This is a genomic window from Primorskyibacter flagellatus (assembly GCF_014638275.1).
Classification (GTDB): domain Bacteria; phylum Pseudomonadota; class Alphaproteobacteria; order Rhodobacterales; family Rhodobacteraceae; genus Pseudooceanicola; species Pseudooceanicola flagellatus_A.
Map to the genome: position 1 here is coordinate 16,593 of NZ_BMFJ01000002.1, position 17,616 is coordinate 34,208.

Sequence of the window (17,616 nt, forward strand, 5' to 3'; positions counted from 1 at the left end):
CTTCAGAGTATCAGCGTGGCGGTCTTGGGCGCGCCCCGCCCCACGAGGGCGGAGAGCTGGTAGATGCGGATGCCGAGCGTGTCGCCGGGGCCGAGCGGCGCGCCCCAGTCGGCGGTCTGCTGTGCGGCGCCGTAGACCGCGCTGGTGGTGGCCGTGCTCAGCACCCGCTTCACGGTCGCCCCGTCTAGGATCTCGACCTCGTAGGCCTCCAGCTCCTCCGCCAGCGGCACCTCGAGCCCGCCCCAGCTGTCGGCCGCGAGCGCGCGGGACCGGCGCGCCCAGCGGATGGTCAGGTCCCCGACAGTGCGCGGCCGGCGCCACGGCTGCTCGACATGCGCGACGGAGAACGGCCGCAGCCCGACGCCCACCGGCGTGAAGGCCTGCGCCACATAGGTCTCGTCGCTGACCGGCCGGCTAGCCGGGCCGATGCGCCAGTTCCACGGGATGCCGAGATCGGCCTCGGCGATCGGTAGCGACGCCAGCGCGGTGTCCAGCAACACGACCCGCGCGCCCGTAGGCGCCGGATTGCCCATGGCAACCTCGGTGCCGCGCTGGCCGCGCAGGAGCCGGGTGACCCGATACCGGCCGGGGGCGATCAGTTCGGCTGCACCCGCCTGCACGATCTCCCAGACGCCGGGCGCACTCTCGATGGCGAGCGCATTGGCGCTGCCGAACAGCGTCAGGTCGGTGACGCTTTCCAGCGTGCCGGTCAACAGGTCGACGACCAGCGTATTGCCGAGATCGAAGCGCGAGGTGGGGCCCGCGTAGAAGTCCGAGACCAGCATCCCGATCCGGGCGCGACTGCCGAACGTGGTCAGCAGCTCGAAGCCATCGGTCGCGGGGCTGCGGAACACCGCCATCTCGCCGGGCCAGGGTACGGCATGCGCCGCGACCAGCGGCCGGTGCGCGGGCTGGTCCTCGGTCAGCTGCGGCAGGTCCATCAGCACCGCGTCCGGCGCGCCGAACACGACCGCCCGCGTCAGCGACGCCGCGCGGGGATCGCCGGGCGGTAGATCGTAGGTCGCCCGGTCCTGCCGGACCGCCTCGATGCCGCGCGCCTCGGCGTCGGCGATGGAGACGAGCCGCAGATCGACCAGCCGCCCGTCATGCGCGAGCCGGATTGGGTCGGCCGGATCGAGCGCGAGCCGCGAGGGCGGCAATCGGAATGCCGCCGTCTCGCGCCCCACCCATGCCTCCATCAGCGCGCGGCGGCAGCGGCGCTCAGCCTCTTCGGGCGGCACCGCCATCGGGAAGCTCTCGGACGCGATCCGGGTCGTGTCCACGGTGATGCGCCGCGCCTCGACGAGGGCGGCGTCGTAATCCTCATCCGCCCGCGCAACCTGCCATTTCAGCGCCTGCGGCAGTTCGGTCTCCTGGCCGCGCGTCAGTTCCAGCACGTCGCCTTCGCGGGTGGACACCAGATCGTCGGGCGCGAGGGTGGCGACGGGCTCCCGGCCCCGCATGATGAAGCGGATCGCGCCCTCGGTCTCGACGGCGTCGAAGCCGATATGCCGCGACAACGTGGTGATCGAGGCGCGCGGGCACTCCAGTACCGTGATGGAGTAACCCTCGACGGAGCCCCAAAGCCCGGTGATATCGATCCGGGACTCGGGCAGCCCGGCGCGCAGGCAGAGATGCCGGACCAGTGCGGCCAGCGACACCGCGCCGAGCCGCCCGGTCAGCCAGTGGCCGAGCCGCCAGTTCGCCCCGTCCGTCCAGACGTCGGTCAGCGCCGGAAAGAATGGGTACGGCCGCGCGTCCCAGGTCCATGCGGCGCATTCGGTGACGTGCACCATGCGGCCGCCATAGACCGAGGACACCGGGTTGTTCGCCGGGGTGCCCCACCAGAGGTACGTCGCCTCGAGATAGGCCCGCTGGATGGCATCATCTCGCCAGCCCCGCGAAAAATGCGGCGTGAAGCTCTCCGAGGACTTGGGATCGAAGAAGACGTTGGGCTGGTTCGTGCCCCGGTCGATGGCCGGACAGCCCAACTCGGTGAACCAGATCGGCTTGGACTCCGGCGCCCATGCCGTCGGCGCGCCGCTCTCGACGCCTCCGGGACGGTCGTAGTGCGGGTTCGACCACCAGGCGCGCAGATCCTTGTAGCGGAACACCCATGGCTTGGCCGCCGTGCCATCTGTGATCGCGGTGCGGACCTGCGCGGAGCGATCCGTCGCGCTGGCGTAGAACCAGTCGAAGCCTTCGCCGCCCGCGATATTCCCCTGCAGGTAGGCCCGGTCGTAGATCGCGGGCCAGCCCTCGGCCGCATCCGCGTGCTCGAACCCGTCGCGCCAGTCGGAGAGCGGCATGTAGTTGTCGATGCCGACGAAATCGATCTCCGGGTCGGCCCAGAGCGGATCGAGGTGGAAGAACACGTCGCCGCTGCCGTCGCCCGGCTGGTGCCCGAAATACTCCGACCAGTCGGCGGCGTAGCCGATCTTGGTCCCGGCCCCGAGGATCGACCGCACATCCGCGAGGAGGTCCCGGCAGGCCTGCACCGCCGGATAGGTGGCCGCGCCCGAGCGGATCGTGGTCCGCCCCGGCATCTCGGTGCCGATCAGGAAGGCGTCCACCCCGCCCGCCGCCGCACAGAGATGGGCGTAGTGCAGCACCATGCGGCACAGGCCCCAGTCGCCGGGCGCGCCTGTCCAGCTGACGCTCTCGCCTGAGACGCTGAAGCTCTCGGGCGTTGCGGTGCCAAACAGTGCGGACACCTGCGTCGCGGCCGTGGCGGTCTTGTCCACCGTCCCCGCGAACCCTGCCGCGGGAGAACAGGTGATCCGCCCGCGCCAGGGGAATGCGGGCTGGCCGGTCTCGGCGGCGTTGTCGGAATACGGGTTCGGCAGCGTGTTGCCGGGCGGCACGTCCATCAGGATGAAGGGATAGAAGGTCACGCGCAAACCTCGCGCCTTCATCTCCTGGATCGCCTGCACCACGGCGAAGTCGGAAGGCGTGCCGCCATAGACCGGGCGGTCCTGATCGTCGCGGCTGACGAGGAAGGCATTGGCGCGGCTGACGCCGTTCACCGACCAGCTGGCGGGCGTGGTCGACTTGGCCGACACCTCGACGCCAGGTCGAACCTTGCAGGATCCCGCGCGCAGGTCGTCGCCGAACCAGGCCACGACGAGGCTGACGCTCTCCACTGCCGGAGCCATGGCCTGCAGCCGGTCGAGCGCTTCGACCATGTCGGTGGAGTCGGCCAGCGCATTCAGGTTCTCGGGCACCGTCGCGCCGCCATCGGTCTTGCGGATCGCCTGCGTGGCATAGGTGAACTCGCCCGAGGCCGGGATCATGGTAACAGCGCGCGTCAGCCCCTCGGCCGTGTCGGGATCGGCGAGCGGGCGGAACACCTCGAAAGAGAGCTGCGGCAGGCGGTTGCCATAGGTCGAGAGCGCCAGCTCCTCGAAGACCACATAGGCCGTTCCGCGATAGGCGGGCGTGCTGACGGCACCCATCCTCGCGGCGATGAACCGATCGGCAGATTGTGCTTCATCGCCGGGATACCAGCGCCAGGTGACGCCGGAGAGGTCCATCGGCTTGCCGTCGGCCCAGATGCGCCCGATGCCGGTGATCGGGCCCTCGCAGAGCGCCACGGCGAAGCTGGCATAGTAGAGATACTCGGTGGTCTTGACCTTGCCGCCTCCGCCGCCCTTGCCACCGCCCTGCGTGGTGGTCTTCGTCTCCTCACGGAAATCCGTCGCCCAGATGATGTTGCCGCCCATCCGCATCCGTCCGTAGAGCCGCGGGATGACCGCGCCTTCGGTGGCGGAGGTGATGCGCAGCGTGTCGAGACGCGCGCCCTCGATGCGCTGCGTCGGCGCCAGCGACGAGATGATCCAGCTGTCGACGACCGAGCCGATGGTCGAGCCGATGAAGCCACCGATGGTCGCGGCGCTGACGCCGAGGATCGCACCGCCGATCGAACCGCCAATGGCGGCGCCGGCCGCGCCGAGAACGAGGGTGGCCATATTCGGGTCTCAGCGTTGTGGGAAGAGGAAGGCGAAGGCGATGCGCCGCCCCCAGGGGAGGGTGAGCGGCTCTTCGATTACGCCGAGCCGCTCGTAGGCGTGGAGGAAGGAGCCGGGACCGGTCAGGATCCCGACATGCTTGGCGATGGCTCGGGGCTTCATGCGGAAGAGGACCAGCGCGCCGGGTCCGGCCGCCGCCGGTTCCACCTCGGTCATCATGCGCCGCGCGCCCTCGGCCAGCACCTCGCGCGGGCCGGTCTCGCTCCAGTCGCGGCTGTAGGGCGGGATCGGGAAGGGCTCCGGCCCCGCCACCTCGCGCCAGACGCCCCGGGCCAGCCCTAGGCAGTCGCAGCCAACGCCGCGCAGGCTGGCCTGGTCGTGGTACGGCGTGCCGAGCCAGGACCGAGCGATGGTGACGACGCGTACGGGGTCGGCCAATGCAAGGAGTTGCGTCACAGCACGCCTCCCTCGTGGCCGCCATCCTTGGTGGCGTAGCGCAGCACGGCATCCTGACCGGGGATGTGCGGGAAGCCGCGGAAGTTGGCGATGTTCGCGAACTTGGCCCCGCAGGTCTCCATGCGCTTGTCGCAGCCCGCGCGGATGGTGAAGGCGTCGCCCTCGGCGATCGCGCGCACCGGCGCTTCGAGCAGCGTCAGAACGGCGATGCCGTCGGTCACGTCATGGCCGAGCACCTCGGTGCGCCGCCCCGCGTTCGCGCCGCTCGTCCAGTCCAACGTCCCGAAGGTGAACCAGCCGGAGACGAACCCGCCGAGCCCCGAGGCGGTGAACGCCCGGTCGCGCAGGAGATCAATGACGGCGCCTGTGCCTTTGTACGTCGGGTCCTCCAGATCGACACCGCAGCGCGCGTCGCCGAGCGCGGCATCGCAGGTCGCCTGAAACGTCCGCCCCACCGTCTGGCCCAGCACATGGGCGAGCGAGCGGACTTCGGCGACGAAGGCCAGACGCCCGCGCCGGATCTGACCGATGGCGCCGCGCCGCATCAGCACGCGCTGGCCCGTGTCGGCCCAGTTCACCCGCCAGACCTCGACCTCGGCGTTGTCCCAGCGGCCGTCGAGGATGTCGGTCTCGGTGATCCGGTCCGAGGTCAGCACGCCCTCGGCATCCTGTGCATCGACGGACAGGTCCGAGCCCGATCGCACCTCAGAGGCGGTCAGCCCGCTTTCCGGCTCGAAGTCGGTCCCGTCGAATATGAGCGTCCGGTCGTGATCGGTGAAGCCGAAGGTGACGCCATCGGCGCGGGTGATCCGCCAGCACCAGGCGAGCGTGGTCGTACCCTCGTCGAGATGGGCCTGCAGCGCGGGCGAGAGGGATTTCATCGGCAGGTTCCCATCATGCGGTCATCGAGATCGGCGATCCAGCCCGCCCATGCAGGCGGCACTTCCGCGACGGACTCCGCAGGCGGTCGGGCGAGCCGCGCCTCGGCGTAGGAGGCGCAGCCGGCGTCACCACCGCCCATCGTTGCGGCGCAGCCGGTCAGCAGGATTGCCAGCGCCGCGGCCGTCACGAACCGCGCCGCGCCCGCGCTCGACACGCAGGTTCTTGTTTTCCATCGCATCGCGTTCCGCCTCCCGTTTGCCTTCGCGCTTCCCTTCCGTGCGCCCCCAGACCCGGCCAAGGACGACACCTCCGACCGCGCCGATAGCCGCGACCAGCCAGATGAGGAGTTCAGCCATCGTCCCGCTCCTCGCGTGCGGCGACGACGAAGACGCCGAGGCAGCCGCCCAAAATCATCCCTGCGAGGAACTCAAGCATCGCCGCGGAACCCGCGCTCGATCCGGTCGCGCAGGCCGATCAGGCCCAGACCGAGGAACATGAGCCCCGCGGGCGAGGCGTCGGCTGAGCCAGCGAGCAGCGCGACGAGGCGGGACAGTTCCCCGAACGGCCCGGTCGCGGGCAGTGCGAGGGAGGCGATGCCCGTGAGCATGGCGAGGCATCCCGCCCACCAGGTGAGCGAGTTGGGGCGAACGTAGCGCATGGGGCTCAGGCCCTCCGGATCAGGGTGGAGAAGAAAGCGGCCAGCCGGGCGAACCAGTCGGTCGGCGCGGTGGGTGAAGGGGCGAGTACCGGAGGCGTCCGCGACGGCTCGCGAGCCAAGGCCAGCGCCTCATCCTCGGTCAGGCGGCGGATCGGCCGCGAGAAGTCCACGCGACCCGTGCGATCCACGGACCAGACCGGGATCGTGCCGCCGGGATAGCGGCCATGGCGAAACAGGTCGCGCTCGGCTTCCCGGCGGGGAATGATCGAGGCCGGTCGCCGCCAGTTCAGAAACGCGTCGGCGGCTGCAACGCGATTGCCGGCGTTAAGGTGTCGGGTCAGCGCAGCCTTCGCGATGCCGCCCGTGTTGTAGTGGAACGAGACCAGCGCATCGAACTCGTGCGGCGCCAGCGGCACTTTCACGGCGTGCAGGACGGCGGCCTCGTAACGCGCAAGGTCGGTGCGGAAGACACGGAAGGCATCGCGGATCCCAGCATCGAGGTCCGCGGGCATGCCGCGCGGCATGGTGGCCGGATCGGGCCGCCCGGCCGCGGCCGTGTGGCCGATGCCGAAGGTCCAGACCTGTTTCACATCAAGATAGGGCCCGGGCACGAGTCCTTCGTGCCGGACGAGGGCCAGCAGGCCCCGGTCGGTCATGTGCATGGGATTACCGGAGAAGCGAGAGGAGCAGGATCAGTGCCGCGACGGCGAGGCCGGTGCGCAGACGGTGGGCGAAGGCCGCTCTTGGGTCGGCCGGGTCACAGCGGAGAGCGCGCGCGAAACGAATGAGCTCATTCATCGCCGTCGCCCCGCTTGGCACTACGCAGGCGGGCCAGCAGCACTTCGATGAAGGCCGGGCCGAAGACGCCCACGAGATAGGCGGCCGATCCTGCAGCGCCTCCCGCCGGGATGGCCTCGGGCGGCAGGCTGAGCCAGGCGGTGATCACGGCCATCGACAGGCTGCCCATCCCGGCGGCGATCAGGCCGCCGAGCAGGATGTGCCGCAGCGCGTCGCGCAGCCGCATCTTCGTGGTCAGCGCGTTCGTCGCGCCACCGAGTGCCCCCCAGGCGGCCAGGATCACGGCCGTCGAAGCCGCGAGCTCGCGCAGCACGGCGGCCACAAAGCTGCCGGTGTCGTTCATCGCCGGATCTCCAGCAGCGGAATGGAGTAATCGAGCCGAGCCGCTCGAGGTCGAGCGTCACGTCGAGCGCGTCGGTGTCGAAACGGACCGGTACGTCGAATTCGAAGCCCGCGGTGATGGCGACGCCAGCGCCCGGTGCGGCGCTGAAGGTGACGACGCCGGTGGCGGTGTCGACCGACCAGCCGGAGGGCTGCTCGACGCCCGCCAGCGCGATGCGCACGCTGCCGTTCACCGGCTTGGCGATGGGGCGCGTCCAGGATTGCGCGGCGGAGGCGTAGCGCTTCACCAGCTGGAAGGCGGTCGTCGCACCGTCGCCGGTGCCGATCGTCTGGTCGGTCGGCGACGGCGTGCCCGAAGGCAGGCAGGACTTGTGGTCGCCCCAGTCCTTGAATCGGAAGCCATGGAGGCGGCCGTTCCGCGCCTCGAAGAAGGCAACCACCGCCGCCAGATCGTCAGCGCGGCGGACGCCATAGGCGACGTCGTAGCGGCGGCGCGAATTGGCCCAGCTGGCGTTCCGCTCCTCGTCGCCCGAGGCGAGCTCGACGATCTGGGTGCGCCGCTCGGGCCCGCCCCGCGCGCCGCGGCTGATGTCGTCCGGAAACCGGACCTCATGGAAGGCCATCAGTTTTTCTCGTGTGGAAGGGAATTACAGGGCCCGCGCCATTCGTGCCCGCCAACTGCAATGGCTCATCTCTCGCCGAACTGAACCGGTGACGGAGAGAAGCCCGACTTGCGCATGAAACGGGTCGCGTCACGGGGATTTCGGAGGGAAAACCTCCACGAATTCAATGGAGGCCCCGCCGCATGCTCGAGCTTACCCTTGCGCTCGTTCTCTTTCTTTTCCCGCTCGCCTACAGTCCCGGGCCAGGCAACATGTTCTTCGCGGCCATCGGCGGGCGGTTCGGGTTGCGGGCCTCGGTCCCGGCAACGATCGGGTATCATCTGGCGACCTTCGTCGTAGCGGCCGCGATCGGCTTCGGCTTTGCCGGTGTCGCCCGCATGAGCACCGAAGTCTTCGACCTCATGCGTTATCTCGGGTCGGCGTATATTTTCTGGCTTGCGCTGAAATTCCTGCGCGCGGGCGCCACGGACGACGACAAGGTTGCGCGGCGCGCAACGGTCATGGACGGCGCAGTTCTTCTGCTGCTCAATCCGAAAGCGTATCTGATCATCGCATTGATGTTCACTCAGTTCCTACCGGTCGACGCCACTTCCGACGCCGGGCTCGTTCTCTGGATCACGAGCGTTTTCACATTGAACAACTTCGTTGCTTTCACCGTCTGGACGATCGCAGGCGATATGCTGATGCGACGGTTCAGGAGCGAAAGGAGCGCGCGCCCATTGAATATTGCCTCCGGGGTGATGCTTGCGGCCGTGGCGCTGTGGATCCTTTTCCAATGATGGGCGCTCAGAGCCCCCTGCGTCCAAGCGAGACCGCGCGGGCGATGTCGGCTGCGACCTGCGTGCGCGACTGCCGGAAACTTTCGGCGTCGCGGGCCATGATGGTGACGTTGACCCCGCCTCCCGCGCCGTAGCTCTGCGCCTCGCGCCGCGACAGCACCCGCTCGCCCCGCTGGAGGATCGCCGGGACTTCATCGTGGCGAAGTCCGGCCATGCCACCGCCATGCATCCGGGGCGCAGCGGCGAAGGCCATCGCCGGGACCATGCGCGAGGGCCCCGCGGACCCCACCATCCCGCCGGCATGAAGGACGTTGGCGAAGATTCCGCCCGCGCCGGAGAACACGCCCGAGAGCGCATTGGCGATCGGCCCGAGGATGAACCGCCGCGCCGCCAGCTGCGCGAGATCGGCCAGGAGCGACGTGACCAGGTCGCGGAAGTTCAGCTTGCCGGTCCGCACGAACTGGCCAACGGCGTTCTCGGCCGACTGAAAAGCCCCGACGAGGCTCTGGCCGATATCGCCGCCGATCTCGCGGACCTTGCTGGCGTAGTCCGAAAGCGCCGCCGTGACCGCCTGCCAGCCGGTGACGGCAGCCTCGGTCGCGGGCTCCGCTGCAGCGGCGGCAGCTCCGGCCGCCGCGCCTGCACCTGTTGCGGCGCGCCCAGCATCGTCGAGCGCCGTCTCCAGCCGCTCCGCCGCGCCGGTGGCCTCGGTCAGCGCATCGGCTCCGTCCTCATCGGTGCCCCGAACGGCATCGCGCAGGGCCTGCCAGCTTTCGAGGGGCGCACGTGCCCCCTCGGCCAGATCACGGGCCGCGCCGCGATAAAGGTTCGCTGACTCGAGCGCGCGGTTTGCCGCCTCGGTCAGGCCGAGATCGGGCGCGGTGAGCGGATTGTCATCGAAGGCCCGATCGAAGGCCGCCTGTGCTGCGGTGGTCGCGGCCGTCGCCGCGCCCTCAAAGCGGTTCTCGATCTCGCCGAGGTCGAGGTCGGGCACCAGCGAGATGCGGCGTTCCGACCCGAGCGCTTCGAGGCCAGCGTTGATGCCGCCGATAAAGCCGTTGATGCGCGAAACCACGCCGTTCAGCATCGCCTCGACCCCGTCGACCAGGCTGTTCGCGGCCTGGAACGCCAGATCGCCGATGGCGGCGGGCAGTAGGCCCCAGATCGCCTTGATCGCCTCGTAGGCCCCTTCGAACGTGTTCGCGGCGGTGTTGCCAAAACCCACCACGCTCTCGATGGCGCTCTGCATGCCCGAGGCGGCGTCGGCCTTCAGGTCGAAGAACATCGCCGTGGCCGCGACCCCGGCCGCAGCGGCGCCCATGCGGATCCGCTCCCAGACCTCGACGGCGACATCTTTCAGGAGCGACATCGCCTCGCCGAAACCGCCCGCGCCGGAGACGAGGCGTGTGAACTGGTAGACGAGCTCGCCCGCACCGACGATCAGCGCGCCGATGCCGGTGCGGATCAGCGCGCCGCGCAGGACGACCAGTGCCGTGGCGAGGCCACGGACCGAAAGCGCGGCGGCGGCCATTCCGGCGACCCAGCGACCCGCGAGGAAGGTCGCGAAGGTCACGACATAGGTGGTCAGGCGGCCGATGTTGTCGAAGAGACCGCGGATCGCGATACCGAGTGGCCCGGTGCGGCTGGCGACTGCCGCCATGGCGTTGGCGACGGCTTCCAGTGCAGGGGCCGCAGCGACCGCCAGCTGGTTCGCCAGCCCGCGCCAGATCAGCCCAAGCCGGGAGATGGCGTCGTTCGTGCGCTCGATCTGGTCGGCATCCTGCTCGGAGACGACGACACCGAAGGCGAGGACGTCCTCGGTCGCTTGGCGCAGCGTCGCGGTGTCGATCCGGCTCATGGCGATGGAGCCTTCCTCGCCGAAGAGCTGGCCCGCGACGGCCGCGCGCTCGGCGGCGGGCACGAAGTTCTCGATCGCCGCGTTGATCGCGCCCACACGCTGATCCAGCGGCAGCGCGATTAGATCGTTGGCCGAAAGCCCGAGCCGGTCGAGCGCATCGGCAGCCGGGCCTGTCCCGGCAGCCGCCTGGCTGAGACGGCGCGTCAGGTCCTTCGTCGCCTGCTCGATGCCGGACATCGACACGCCCGCCAGCTCGCCCGCGCGCTCCAGCGTCTGGATCGAGGCGACGGTAGTGCCGAGCGACTGAGCGAGCTTGGCCTGCGCATCGACCGTCTGCAGCCCGGAGCGGATCATCGCCACGCCTGCGGCGGCAGTAGCCGCCACTGCGGCTGCCGCCGCGACCCGGACCCGCCGCGAGAAGGCCGCGAGCCGAGCGTTGGCCGCCTCCATCTCCCGGCTGAGCCGCCCGAAGCCACGCGACCCGGCCTCACCGACACCTTCCAGCTCCGCGCGCACCTGCCGTCCGCCCACGGCCGCGAGGCGGACGCTGACGCGTTTCTCGGCCATCGGTCAGACTCCTTGCTTTCGCCGTATAAGCGTCTTACGTTTATGCCATCGATCAAGTGAAGGTATGACCATGGCCGAGACCGCGACCCTGTCCTCGAAGTTCCAGATCTCGATTCCCAAGGCGATCCGGGCCGCCCAGCACTGGGAGGCCGGGCTGACCTTTGCCTTCATCCCGAAAGGCACGGGCGTCCTGCTAGTGCCGGTGCCCAAGCGGGAGGCGCTGAAGGGGCTCGCGCGCGGCGCGTCCGCCACCGATTATCGCGACCGGACGGATCGGTTCTGATGATCCTCGTCGACACGTCGGCGTGGATCGAGTGGCTCATCGGCTCGCCGACCGGCGAGAAGCTGTCTGAACATCTGCCCGAACAGGCCGAGTGGCTCGTACCGACCATGGTCCAGCTCGAGTTGGCGAAATGGCTCACGCGAGAGGTCGGCGAGGACAAAGCCGATCAGGTCATCGCCTTCACGCAGGTCTGCCATGTGGTGCCGTTCGACACCGAGATCGCGCTGGCAGCGGCGGAGGCGTGCCGGGAGCACAAGCTCGCTACTGCCGACGCGATCATCTTCGCAACCGCCCGCGCACAGGGCGCGACGCTGCTGACCTGCGACGCACATTTCCAGGGGCTGCCCGGCGTCACCCTGATCGAGAAGATCAAGGCCTGAAACCCGGGGCGCCATTTGCCGCCAGCTCCTCGTTCAGCTTCCGCACCATCACCGCCTCGATGACGGGCAGCAGTTCGGCCATGGCGAGCGGCGGCACGCCGAGCGCGTCGCCGAGCGCCAGCGCCGCCGACATGTCCCAGCCGATCACCGCGCCGGGCAGCACGCGGAGCTGGCCGCCAAGGCGGCTGACCAGGTCCCAGACCTGCCAACCCTCCGGAGTTTCCGGACGGTTCAGCCGCGCCGGGCAGTCCGGGCAGGCTTGCGTGCAGGCTTGGCAGTAGCGCTCGCCCCCGCCGAAGGACCATTCGGCGAGAGCGCGGAGGCGTTTTTTTCCTGTTCCAGGAGCAGGCCTTTCGAGACGTAGGTCAACTGGAACGCCTCGAAGATCGGCCAGATGTCCAAGAGCGCGTCGATGGCTTCAGGGTTCGGCTCGATTACGTTGCCATCAGCATCCCCGATGCCCTCCCAGGCGAGCACCGCGCGGCGCGCCAGCGCCTTGGCGAAGGCGACGGCGCGCTCCTCGTCTGAAGCCATCTCGGGCACCGCCTCCACTACGGGGTCGCTGCGCGTCGCCACCATCAGCGCCGTGGTGAGCGGGCGCAGCTGCACCCGGACGCCGGGCGCGAGGTCATGCCAGCGTGGCGCGTTCGTCAGATCGAGCGTCAGCATCCTCAATACACCTCGATGTCGTTGATCAGGGTTGCGGTGCACATCCGGCCGACCACGCTGTCGCGCGCCGCCTGCCAGTCGAAGGTCGCCTGCACGCCCTGCGGCCCGGAAATCTCGATCCGTGGGCGCGGCAGGTAGACGGCGTGCACCGTGAAGGTGAAGCTCTCGCCGGACGGCAGGACGTAGGCGAATTCCATCTCGCAGGCCTCGCCGTTGATGGCCTGCGTCACCAGCGTCTGGTCGGCGAACCGCACCTCAATCCGGCCGGTCAGCGCCGCGATGGACGGGTCCGCCCCGTCGATGCGCCCGTCCGAGCGGATGGTCTCGATCCGGTCGAGGTTGTTGGCATAGGTGATCTCGGCCGAGACCACGTTGCCGAGGGCGGACCCGTTGCGCGTGATCGCCCCGTTGAAATGGCCGAAGCGCTTCAGCTCCAGCGCGGCGGGCGTCCCGGCGCTCGTGGTCGTCCCGAACGTCTCGCCTTGCGCCACCAGCCGCGCCGTGGCGGTCAAGAGCCCAGAGCGCTGCATCTGCCAGGTGATCTGGTCGAGTACGCATCCGGAATACATCGCGTAGCGCGGGACCTCCGGCATGCCGGTCTCGATCGACATGCCGGGCAGCGTCCAGGATCCCGACTGGAACTCGTGGGTGTAGGGAGCTTCCGCGCCAGTGGTCGTAGGTGTCCCGAACGCCGCCTTCAGCCAGAAGCCGAGGGCCTCGGCGTCGAGCGGCACGACGACATCGCCATCGGCCGTCACCGCGTCCTTGATCGGCGCCAGTGGATCGCGGCCGTAACCGAGCAGCTCGGAGTTGAGGAGCGGCTGCTCCGCGCCAAGCGAGGTGCTGGCGAAGGGCATACGGGTGAAGCCGCCCACGGGCGGCGTTCCATAGGTCGTCTCGAACGCAAGCGCCATCAGCGCCCGCGCCCCCTGGGCTCGTGCCATGGTGTTCTCCTCGGGTTGTCGGGATCAGCCGAGCGGATCGGCCGTGGAATAGTGCAGCAGCACCGGGATCACTGCGACCTTCAGGCTCGCCGCGCCCTCGACCGGCAGATCAACCGGGCGCGGCGCTTCCGCCTCGACCCAGTCGCAGAGCCCGCCCAGCGTGCGGTCGGCGGCGAGCACCGCGCCGATGCTGGCGGTCAGCGTGTCGAATGCGGCGTCTCGAGTTGCGCTCTGCACGACCGCCTCTATCTCGGCGCGGTGCTGGTAGTGATAGCGCAGGGGCGACAGCGTGACCTCAGGCTCTCCCGGCTCGCCGTCGCGCAGGATCAGCAGCCCCTCGGCAGGCACGCGCTCGGGCAGCACCTCGCCGCGCAGGGCGGTCGCGGGCAGCGCCGAGAGCCGTGCGTGCAGCGCGGCGAGGATGATTTCGCGTGGGGTGGGCATTGATGCCTCGCTATGTCCGTTTTGTCGCAACCCGAAGATCAAGACCGGAAGCGGGCGACAAGGAATTGAACAGGGATTCCGCCTTATTCAGGTCCATTACGAAGAACTCCTTGCCCAACGATGTCGCACCAAACTCCTCAATCGCGCGCGATTTGAAGGCGGTTTCGGCATCACCTGCGGTTGCCCGACTTGGAAATTTGGCGGTTCGGATAATCTTCCACCCAATGGTCGATGTCTGGGGAAAACTGAGATTCAAAGCCTTTAGGCGGTTCTTGATGTTTCCGCTTATCCCGATCTTTACCAAGCCTACGCCTCTGGGAACTGGTCGTCCCGCCAGAAGGTCAGCCCCATCGGGAAAGCGTGCCAAATACAATTCATGCGGCTTATCCTGTGTTTCATAAGACCGGTCACCAAAAGCCCCAAAGATGCCCTTCGAAGGCTTCAGGAACGAGGCAATGGAACCCACCGGGGCTTCATCTTCGGCAACTTGGAGAGGCGGCTCGCCATAGACACTGGTTTCAACGAACGGAACCTTTTCCATAAGCCAGCGAGCTTCTTCCGGAACCAGCCAAGTTCCGAAACGAGCAATGTACCGGCCATTGCTCGGGTCATAACTCTTTGGGAAGACCTGTTTGACGTCGAGTGTGTGTGATGTCCGCCAGGCGCGTCGCACCGGCATGGCATTCCGCCACTTGTCCTGGCGCCCGAGACGGATGTTTCGTTCCTTCGCCGCTTCGGACATCTTGTCCCAAGAATCGATTGCGGTTCTCTCCACCTCCAGCACACCCAGCAGATGGTGAACGATCTTGCTATCGGTCTCAGGGCTCGCCGCGCCATAGATGCAGACCAGTTGGCGTTCGTCGATCATTGAGAACAAACGGTCTCGGTCCTTTGGATCAGTAAAGCCGAGAATTCCTTCCTCTTCGGGCGCGAAGCCCCAAAAGCCAGTCAGCCAGACCGAAGACCCTGCATCCAATCCCATTTCTCGTCTCCACCGAAGCCAATATCCCAATCTATCTCAAGGGCATATCGGATCGCGGGCTTCGCGTCGATGTTGGTTTGGGCGCTGACTATCTCGCTTCCACCCAGTTCGCCACGATCAGTCCCGGCACGCTGTCCAACGCACGGTCGGCATCCCGTGCCAGGTCCAGCCGCTTCGGCAGCTTGACCTGCGGCACCAGCAGGAAAATCGGCGCGGTGACCTTGCCGCGCCCTGTCTTCGAGCGCGACACCACCGCCTGACCCTTCGTGTTCAGCCGCCCCTCCGCCACCAGCAGGCTCGGACCGGTGCGGCGATAGACGAAGCGCAGGCGCAGCCCGCGACGTCGCTCCCATTCGCCGGGCGTGATTCGGCCGCCGCGCAGGGATTTGCCTGCGGCGGGCAGCGGGATCGCCAGCCAGAAGCCAGCTTTCGAGCGGATCAGCGGGCCGGTGTCGTGCGCGCCGACGATGACAGGGGCCTTCGACCAGACCAGCGCGGCCGCATCGAGGCTTTCGCCCGACCTCGGGAAGTTCTGGCTCCGGATCGAGTTGGCCAGCCGTGTGCCGAGCCCCGCGCCGGTGATCTGCAACCGCCAGGCCGACTTCAACCCGGTTCCAGCCTCGCGCATGGCGGCGGTCACGGCGCGCTCGCCCGCCGCGACCTCGGCCGCCATCATCGCGACGATGTCGGGATCGATGTTGAGCTTGAGCTTCATCGCGGTCACGCCGGGCGCAGGTCGACGGTCCAGACCAGCCGCTCGCGGTCGCGGACGGGCTCGCCCTGGATGAGGAAGGCGTCACCGTCGATCTCGATGCGGTCGCCGGGACGCGGGTTCGCCACCTCGGCGACACGCAGGTCGATCCGGGTGGTCTCGGACCAGAGCCGCGCATCGCCGAAGTCGGTGACCGCATCGGCACGCCGGGCGACGACGCGCATCAGCACGGGCGCGCCGCCGTCGGCGATGTAGACCGCGTCCCGGCCGATGTTGGGATCGGCGAAGAGTGCGCCGACTGCGGCGACGAAGGCGCTCATCAGAAGGCCGCGTTCAGGCGGACCTGGCCAATGGTGTCGCCCGCGCCGCTCGCCACCGCCTCGACGGCCACGCCGATGAGCGTGTTGTCGGTCGCGACCGTGGTGCAGCGCTTGTTGGTGTCGTCCCAATAGACCTTGGCGCCGACGGTCCAGGCCTGCGAGCCGACCTTGGTGATGTCGAAGACGCCGACGAGCGCTGCCTCGACGGGCTCGGCAAGGGCGGCGGCGCCAGCCGCAATGCCGAAGATGGAGCCGACGAGCAGGCCATCGCCGGAGGCGACGGCATAGGGCGCGTTCAGGGTGATGGTGTTGCCAGGCTGGACGTAGTTTTTCATGATGGGGATCCTTGTGGAAAGACCAAGGGCGGCCCGTCAGGACCGCCCGCGTGTCAGGGTTCAGCATGGGGTGCAGGTTACGCGCCCGGGTTCTTGTAGAGGCCGCGCCAGTCGATGGCCTTGGCGCCGAAGTCGAGGCGGCACTTGATCTCGACCCCGTCGACGTCGAAGCCGTTGCGGGTCTCGATGTAGGCGCCCTGCTGACCCTCGAGATAGGCGTATTCGATGGTGTCGATCTGGTTCGGGCTTGCCGCCAGATACCAGGCGGTTTCGCTGGCGGCGTCGAGCCGGGGCTCGCTGATCGGCGCGAGCGTGCGGATCGACTGCGGCACCACGCTGGAGGTCGCGGCGGGCACCAGGTTCTGGGCGACCAGCTGCTCGGCCTTCAGCTCCAGCGAGGCGGGGACGATCAGGAAGGCGGGTCGGACGTTCAGCACCGTCTTCTTGTCGAGACCGGTCTGTTTGGCCATCGCCGCTCGCGCCGCACCGACGCTGTCGACATCGAGCGCCGCGCCGGTTCCCGCGAGGTTCTTGTGCGTGGTGTGGAAGAGCGCGTTGCCGTCGGCCATCGCCGGGTTGGCGGTGATGATGCCCCAGACGACGTCCGACTCGAGCTGAGCGATGGAGTTGCCATACATCGCCGGGATCCGGGTGAAGGCGTCGAGATCGTCGTTGATCAGGGTCTGGCGGGTGATGGCGACCACCCGGCCATAGGTCTTGACCTTGTAGCTCTCCTTGCTCTCGCCGAGCGTGCCGCGCTTGAACTCGCCGCTCTCGCCGACCTCCAGCAGCTGCGGCGCTTCGCCGAGCTGGACCCGATGCATGGCCTTGAAGTCGGTGGCGAGCACCTGGCGGCAGAACAGCATGAAGGTGCGGGGATAGGCCTCGTAGGCCTGCCGAAGGGTCTTGTTGGTCACGGCCGACAGGATCTCGGGGAAGTCCGAGGTCGAGTGCAGGGCCCGCGTCGCGCGACAGACCCCGCGTGTTGACCCCGGCATTGCCGAGGCTTTCGCGGGCCAGTTCCAGCAGCGTCATGCCGCGATACTGGCGCGCGGCGTCTTCCAGTTGGAACAGCGTCGGGCTGTAGCGGTGCAGCAGCGCATTCGCGACCGCATCGCGGCGGGTGATGCGCTCGTCCCGGCCGCCGAGCGGGACAGAGACATGGCCGAAGGTGCGGGTCTCGTCCGACTTCGCGGCGACCTGGTCGAGGATCAGGCGGCGGGACTCGTCCACGCTGACGCCGCGCTTGACCAGATCCTCGGCGAAGCCACGCTCGAGGTTCAGGCGGCCCGCCAGATCGTAGATGGTGGAGACGCGGTCGCGCTCGGCCTCGCGGGCGCGGGTGGCGACCGCTTCGCTGTCGGGCGCAGCAGGGGCATCGGTTTTCTGAAGCTTCGGCTGGGTGCGGGTTTCCACCGCGGCGACCTTCGGGTCGGGCGCAGCCGCTTTCGGCTCAGTCATGGGGGTGTCGTCGGTTTCGACCGGCTCGGTCGGCTGGTGGGTGGCTGGGGTTGCGGCGTCGCTCGCCGGGGTTTCGGTCTTGTCCGTCATCGGGGATGCTCCTTGCGGTGTGGGGGCGTCCCGGCGGTGGAGGACGCAGTCGTGAAGGGGATGCT

20 protein-coding genes and 1 pseudogene are annotated in these 17,616 nt (G+C 68.6%); 3 read left to right on the top strand and 18 right to left on the bottom strand.

All coding sequences use genetic code 11. The annotated features are described in order from the left end of the window. Window positions 1–2: 2 nt before the first annotated feature. From IEV87_RS14285 to IEV87_RS14320, 8 genes and pseudogenes are all read right to left on the bottom strand, one after another. Window positions 3–3,968 (bottom strand): baseplate multidomain protein megatron, encoded by a 3,966-nt coding sequence (locus tag IEV87_RS14285; RefSeq protein WP_188478477.1) that lies wholly within the window; start codon window positions 3,966–3,968, stop codon window positions 3–5. 9 nt (window positions 3,969–3,977) lie between these two features. Further along, window positions 3,978–4,424: an NlpC/P60 family protein gene (locus IEV87_RS14290; protein WP_188478478.1), complete on the bottom strand. Its 447-nt coding sequence runs from the start codon at window positions 4,422–4,424 to the stop codon at window positions 3,978–3,980. After that, window positions 4,421–5,305 (bottom strand): DUF2163 domain-containing protein, encoded by an 885-nt coding sequence (locus tag IEV87_RS14295; RefSeq protein WP_188478479.1) that lies wholly within the window; start codon window positions 5,303–5,305, stop codon window positions 4,421–4,423. The genes IEV87_RS14290 and IEV87_RS14295 overlap by 4 nt, the downstream gene beginning before the upstream one ends. Window positions 5,306–5,431: 126 nt before the next feature. After that, window positions 5,432–5,662 carry a hypothetical protein gene (locus IEV87_RS14300; protein WP_188478480.1) on the bottom strand — a complete coding sequence of 77 codons (231 nt, stop codon included), beginning with the start codon at window positions 5,660–5,662 and terminating at the stop codon, window positions 5,432–5,434. A gap of 71 nt (window positions 5,663–5,733) precedes the next feature. Further along, on the bottom strand, window positions 5,734–5,964 hold the full coding sequence (locus IEV87_RS14305) for a hypothetical protein (protein WP_188478481.1): 231 nt from the start codon (window positions 5,962–5,964) through the stop codon (window positions 5,734–5,736). Window positions 5,965–5,969: 5 nt separating this feature from the next. After that, a complete protein-coding gene (locus IEV87_RS14310; RefSeq protein ID WP_188478482.1) occupies window positions 5,970–6,626 on the bottom strand; it encodes a lysozyme in 657 nt (218 codons plus the stop codon). A 128-nt stretch (window positions 6,627–6,754) separates the two neighbouring features. Then, complete coding sequence (locus IEV87_RS14315) at window positions 6,755–7,105, bottom strand: hypothetical protein (protein WP_188478483.1); 351 nt, start codon at window positions 7,103–7,105, stop codon at window positions 6,755–6,757. Next, window positions 7,102–7,727 (bottom strand): annotated as a pseudogene (locus tag IEV87_RS14320) (phage distal tail protein, Rcc01695 family). Before IEV87_RS14320 ends, IEV87_RS14315 begins: the two are co-directional and overlap by 4 nt. A 182-nt stretch (window positions 7,728–7,909) precedes the next feature. Here IEV87_RS14320 and IEV87_RS14325 point away from each other — a divergent pair. Then, complete coding sequence (locus IEV87_RS14325) at window positions 7,910–8,506, top strand: LysE family translocator (RefSeq protein WP_188478484.1); 597 nt, start codon at window positions 7,910–7,912, stop codon at window positions 8,504–8,506. 7 nt (window positions 8,507–8,513) lie between these two features. Here IEV87_RS14325 and IEV87_RS14330 read toward each other — a convergent pair whose 3' ends face one another. After that, window positions 8,514–10,931, bottom strand: a complete 2,418-nt coding sequence (locus IEV87_RS14330; RefSeq protein ID WP_188478485.1) for a phage tail tape measure C-terminal domain-containing protein — start codon at window positions 10,929–10,931, stop codon at window positions 8,514–8,516. Between the two features lie 70 nt (window positions 10,932–11,001). Between IEV87_RS14330 and IEV87_RS14335 the strand changes: the two genes are divergently transcribed. Beyond that, window positions 11,002–11,214: an AbrB/MazE/SpoVT family DNA-binding domain-containing protein gene (locus IEV87_RS14335; RefSeq protein WP_036179405.1), complete on the top strand. Its 213-nt coding sequence runs from the start codon at window positions 11,002–11,004 to the stop codon at window positions 11,212–11,214. Further along, window positions 11,214–11,594, top strand: coding sequence for a type II toxin-antitoxin system VapC family toxin (locus tag IEV87_RS14340; protein WP_188478486.1), 381 nt, complete (start codon window positions 11,214–11,216; stop codon window positions 11,592–11,594). Before IEV87_RS14335 ends, IEV87_RS14340 begins: the two co-directional genes overlap by 1 nt. Here IEV87_RS14340 and IEV87_RS14345 read toward each other — a convergent pair. The 9 genes from IEV87_RS14345 to IEV87_RS22895 form a co-directional block, all read right to left on the bottom strand. After that, window positions 11,584–11,757 carry a DUF7697 family protein gene (locus IEV87_RS14345; RefSeq protein ID WP_229737643.1) on the bottom strand — a complete coding sequence of 58 codons (174 nt, stop codon included), beginning with the start codon at window positions 11,755–11,757 and terminating at the stop codon, window positions 11,584–11,586. The two genes, IEV87_RS14340 and IEV87_RS14345, sit on opposite strands and share 11 nt — an antisense overlap. Window positions 11,758–11,825: 68 nt before the next feature. After that, window positions 11,826–12,263, bottom strand: a complete 438-nt coding sequence (locus IEV87_RS14350; protein WP_188478487.1) for a hypothetical protein — start codon at window positions 12,261–12,263, stop codon at window positions 11,826–11,828. A gap of 2 nt (window positions 12,264–12,265) precedes the next feature. Then, complete coding sequence (locus IEV87_RS14355; RefSeq protein WP_188478488.1) at window positions 12,266–13,207, bottom strand: phage tail tube protein; 942 nt, start codon at window positions 13,205–13,207, stop codon at window positions 12,266–12,268. Window positions 13,208–13,231: 24 nt separating this feature from the next. Continuing rightward, window positions 13,232–13,651, bottom strand: a complete 420-nt coding sequence (locus tag IEV87_RS14360) for an acyl-CoA transferase (RefSeq protein WP_188478489.1) — start codon at window positions 13,649–13,651, stop codon at window positions 13,232–13,234. Between the two features lie 10 nt (window positions 13,652–13,661). After that, entirely contained in the window at window positions 13,662–14,633 is a 972-nt protein-coding gene (locus IEV87_RS14365; protein WP_188478490.1) for a GIY-YIG nuclease family protein, read from the bottom strand. Between the two features lie 88 nt (window positions 14,634–14,721). Beyond that, window positions 14,722–15,348: a DUF6441 family protein gene (locus IEV87_RS14370; RefSeq protein ID WP_188478491.1), complete on the bottom strand. Its 627-nt coding sequence runs from the start codon at window positions 15,346–15,348 to the stop codon at window positions 14,722–14,724. A 5-nt stretch (window positions 15,349–15,353) separates the two neighbouring features. After that, the gene (locus tag IEV87_RS14375) at window positions 15,354–15,665 is read right to left on the bottom strand and encodes a head-tail joining protein (protein ID WP_188478492.1); all 312 of its coding nucleotides are present in this window, start codon (window positions 15,663–15,665) and stop codon (window positions 15,354–15,356) included. Next, entirely contained in the window at window positions 15,665–16,000 is a 336-nt protein-coding gene (locus tag IEV87_RS14380; protein WP_188478493.1) for a DUF2190 family protein, read from the bottom strand. Before IEV87_RS14380 ends, IEV87_RS14375 begins: the two co-directional genes overlap by 1 nt. 77 nt (window positions 16,001–16,077) lie before the next feature. After that, the gene (locus IEV87_RS22895) at window positions 16,078–16,998 is read right to left on the bottom strand and encodes a phage major capsid protein (protein ID WP_229737644.1); all 921 of its coding nucleotides are present in this window, start codon (window positions 16,996–16,998) and stop codon (window positions 16,078–16,080) included. Window positions 16,999–17,616 lie beyond the last annotated feature (618 nt).